The sequence below is a fragment of the Micromonospora sp. NPDC050686 genome (assembly GCF_040654475.1).
GTDB lineage: Bacteria > Actinomycetota > Actinomycetes > Mycobacteriales > Micromonosporaceae > Micromonospora.
The window spans coordinates 1-3,861 of the sequence record NZ_JBFAID010000122.1 but is presented as its reverse complement, the minus strand read 5'-3'; the positions used below and the strand labels follow the sequence as shown (position 1 = coordinate 3,861).

Below are 3,861 nucleotides of genomic sequence, written 5' to 3'. Positions count from 1 at the left end.
AAACCGGCACGCCCTACAACGAGACGACCGCCTGGCCACACCACACCGCCGAACCCGCTACTTGACACTCGTACGTCCTGGGATGTCTTACACCTGGCGGGCGTAGCGCAACTGGGGGACGAGGCCGGGGCCGATGCGGTCCTCCCGTTCGGCGCCGGTCGGCCGCCAGCCGCCGCGCTCGTAGAAGGCGCGGGCGTGGGCGTTCTGCCGGAGCACCCAGAGCGCCGCCCGGGTGAAGCCCCGACCGCGCATCGCGGCCAGCGCGTCCACCATCAGCGCCCGGCCGGTGCCCCGGCCGCGTTCGTCCGGTTCCAGGTGGATCGCGTTGAGCAGCCCGGTCGCCGGGTCGCCCTCGTCGTCCGGGCCGAGGTAGCTGAAGCCGACCAGCCGGCCGTCCCGCTCCGCCACGGTCATCCGGTGCTCGGCGCCCTCCCAGGTCAGTCGCTCCACCCAGTAGCGTCCCATCGCCTCCGGGGTCGGTGCGGCCAGCGCCTCCGGGGGCAGGAACGCCGAGTACGCCGCCACCCGCGACCGCTGGTGCAGGGCGCCCACCGTCATCAGGTCGTCCGGGGTGGCGGGCCGCAGGGTGACGCTCACCGGCCGAGCGTAGCGCCCGCATGTACAGCGTTCAGCCGGTGCCGTGCCGGCGGGGCGGCACCGCGACGGTGGTCAGGTCCTCGGCGATCACCAGTTCCCCGGTGAAGTGCTCCCGGGCCTCGTCGGCGAAGCGGCGCGGGTCGGCGTACCGCTGGGAGAAGTGGGTGAGCACCAGCCTGCGTACTCCCGACTCGGCCGCCACCCGGGCGGCCTGGGCCGCGGTCAGGTGGCCGACCTCGGCGGCGAGCGCGGCCTCCGGGGCGAGGAAGGTCGACTCGATGACCAGCAGGTCGGCGTGCTCGGCGAGGGCGTACACCGCGTCGCAGAGGCCGGTGTCCATCACGAACGCGAACCGCTGCCCGGGCCGGACCACGCTCACCTCGTCGGCGCTGACGCGGCGCCCGCCGACGTCCAGGTGGCCGACGCGCAGCAGCTCACCGACGGCCGGACCGCCGATCCCGTACGCGGACAGCCGCTCCGGCAGCGTCCGGCGGCCGTCCGGCTCGACCAGCCGGTAGCCGTACGTCTCGATCGGGTGCCGCAGCCGGCGGGCCTCCAGCGTGCCGGCGCGCAGCGCGATCCGCTGCCCGTCCGTGGCGATCGGCTCGACGGCCAGCTCGGCGGTCTCGTGAAAGCTCGACGCGTGCCGGAGCCGGGCGAAGTAATCGGCCCCGCCGGCCGGGAAGTGCACCGCAACCGGGTGCGGGACCCGGTCCAGGGAGAGCCGTTGGATCATGCCGGGCAGGCCGAGGCAGTGGTCGCCGTGGAAGTGGGTGACGCAGATCCGGGTCAGGTCGGTCGCCGTGATGCCGGTGTGCAGCAGTTGGCGTTGGCTGCCCTCGCCCGGGTCGAAGAGGATCACCTCGTCGTCCCAGCGCAGCACGTACCCGTTGTGGTTGCGCTGCCGGGTGGGCGCCTGACTGGCCGTCCCGAGCACCGCCAGCTCGCGCATGGACACGGGGTTCTCCTGGCTGAGCGGACCGGCCCGGCTGTGCCGGGAATGAAGCGACCCCCGGGGCTTCCACGCTCGCGCGCGGGCCGGCTGGACTGGGCCGGCACCCCGGGGGTCGGGTGGCTGTCGTGGTTTCGCCGCACCGCTGCCACACGGTCTCGACGATGGTGCCGATGCCCGCCCCGGAGGGCGGACGGGGTTACTGTCGAGGACAGCGGCTAGCGGACAGCCACCTCACGAGTCCGATTGCTATACAAGTCTGGACCACCTCCTTTCCCGTGTACCGCCACGCTATCCACTTCCCGGCGGCGTCGGCAACGGATTTCGATCACGCGCCGGGCGGGAATACGAGTGGTCCGGCCCGCCCGCACTTCGGCCTGCGAACCGCGGCGCGGCGGCACTTTCGTACGAACGATCAAAAGTTCGTTGCTTCTGCTCTATCTTTCGACATAGACGAGCGATAGTGTCTCCGGCGCGACGGTAAGTCCCGCGCCTAAGCAGACGTCTCACCACTCCGGCCCGCCGGCCGGCTCCCACCGTGAGGTGAACCGTGTCTGTCCTGCTCCCGCTCCGGCAACGTGCGCCCCGCCTCCTACTCGCATTCGGTCTCACCGGCGCGCTGGCGGTGCCCCTCGCCCCGCCCGCCGCCGCAGCCGACCGGACGCGCCTGCCCGCCACCGCCACCGGCGAGCGGGTGGCCGATCCGGTGGTCAGCGGACCCATCCGCAACACCTCGGCCGTCGGCGACCCGAGCCACGGCTACCCGTTCCTCGCCACCGACGTCGACCTCGCCGCGGCCGGGTACGTGGAGCAGGAGTTCTTCGTCTCCGGCACCGCGACCCGCTACGCCATCCAGGGCACGGACACCGCCCGGGTGATCGGCACCGACCTGCCGTACACCACCCGGATCGTGGTCCGGCGGCCGGTCGCCGATCCGAAGTTCAACGGCGTGGTGATCGCCGAGTGGAACAACGTCAGCAACCAGTGGGACCAGGAGGTCGACTGGTTCCAGACGCACGAGCACCTGATCCGCCAGGGGTACGCCTGGGTCGGCGTCTCCGCCCAGCGGGCCGGGCTGCACTCGACGACCGGCCTGCGGGCGTGGAGCCCCACCCGCTACGGCGGGCTGGACGTCACCGTGGGCGGGACGATCACTGACGACAGCCTCTCGTACGACATCTTCAGCCAGGCGGTGAAGGCGGTCCGCAGCCCGGCGGGAGTCGCCCCGCTCGGCCGGCTGTCGCCGCCCCGGTACGTGATCGCCACCGGCCACTCGCAGTCGGCCGGGCGGCTGGCGAACTACTACAACGGCGTCCAGCCGCTGGCGTCCGTCCTCGACGCGGTCGTCCTGCACGGCGGTGGCGGCGTGCTCCGTACCGACCTGGCCACGCCGGTGTTCCGGATCAACTCCGAGGGGGACGTGGCCAGCGGCATCCTCTCCGCGGCGGCCCGGGCGCAGGCCGACTCGCCCGTGTTGCGCTCCTGGGAGGTGGCCGGCGCCTCGCACGGGGACTGGAAGCTGATCACCGACTACGGCCCGCTGCGGAAGCGGGACATCGGCAGCTACCCCGGCGGCTACCCCGGTGAGCCGCAGACCTGTGCGCTGCCCTCGCTGTCCCGGGTTCCGCAGCACATGGTGCAGAACGCGGTGTACGACCACACCGTCGACTGGGTCGCGTACGGCGAGCAGCCGCCGGCCGCGCCGAAGATTCGGATGACGGCCAGCAACCCGCCCACCGTGGCCCGCGACGAGTTCGGCCTCGCGCTCGGCGGCATCCGGCTCGCCCAGCACGAGGCGCCGCTGCGGATCAACAGCGGCAGCAACACCGGTCCCGGCTTCTGCTTCCTCGACGGCAGTTCGCTGCCGCTGACCGACGCGCAGCTCGCCGCGCTCCATCCGACCGTGCGGTCCTACGTTGACCGGGTGGTCGCGACGACCTGGGCCAACGTCCGGGCCGGCTATCTCGTCGAGGACCTCACCCGCGATCCCGCCTGGTACTCGGACCTTCGCGAGCTGATCGCCGAGTACGTCGCCGCCGGGCGCATCGACGAGCGCGACGCGGCCGGGCTCGAGGTCCTGCTCCGGCCCGCCGAGCGGGCCGGCACCGCAGGCCACGAGCGGCCCGCGACCGTGCTGCTGGAGCAACTCGCCAAGCAGGCGGACCGCGGGATCACGGACGATCCGGCGGCCCGCGACGCGGTGCTCCGGGCGACCAGGGCGCTGATGGCATTACCTTCCTTCATCAGAGGTCCCCTTCCGGGAACGCTTGCGGCGCTTGTCCCTTGAGGACTGAGATGAGACGGCGTCCCGG

General features: G+C 72.6%; 3 protein-coding genes. 1 reads left to right on the top strand and 2 read right to left on the bottom strand.

Annotation, left to right across the window (positions count from 1 at the left end; genetic code table 11):
- Positions 1–87: 87 nt before the first annotated feature.
- Together AB0H57_RS32585 and AB0H57_RS32580 are read right to left on the bottom strand one after the other, a co-directional pair.
- Positions 88–597 (bottom strand): GNAT family N-acetyltransferase, encoded by a 510-nt coding sequence (locus tag AB0H57_RS32585; protein ID WP_357512563.1) that lies wholly within the window; start codon positions 595–597, stop codon positions 88–90.
- Positions 598–628: 31 nt separating this feature from the next.
- Entirely contained in the window at positions 629–1,555 is a 927-nt protein-coding gene (locus AB0H57_RS32580; protein WP_357512561.1) for a ribonuclease Z, read from the bottom strand.
- A gap of 544 nt (positions 1,556–2,099) precedes the next feature.
- Between AB0H57_RS32580 and AB0H57_RS32575 the strand changes: the two genes are divergently transcribed.
- Entirely contained in the window at positions 2,100–3,836 is a 1,737-nt protein-coding gene (locus AB0H57_RS32575) for an alpha/beta hydrolase domain-containing protein (protein WP_357512560.1), read from the top strand.
- Positions 3,837–3,861: the final 25 nt, after the last annotated feature.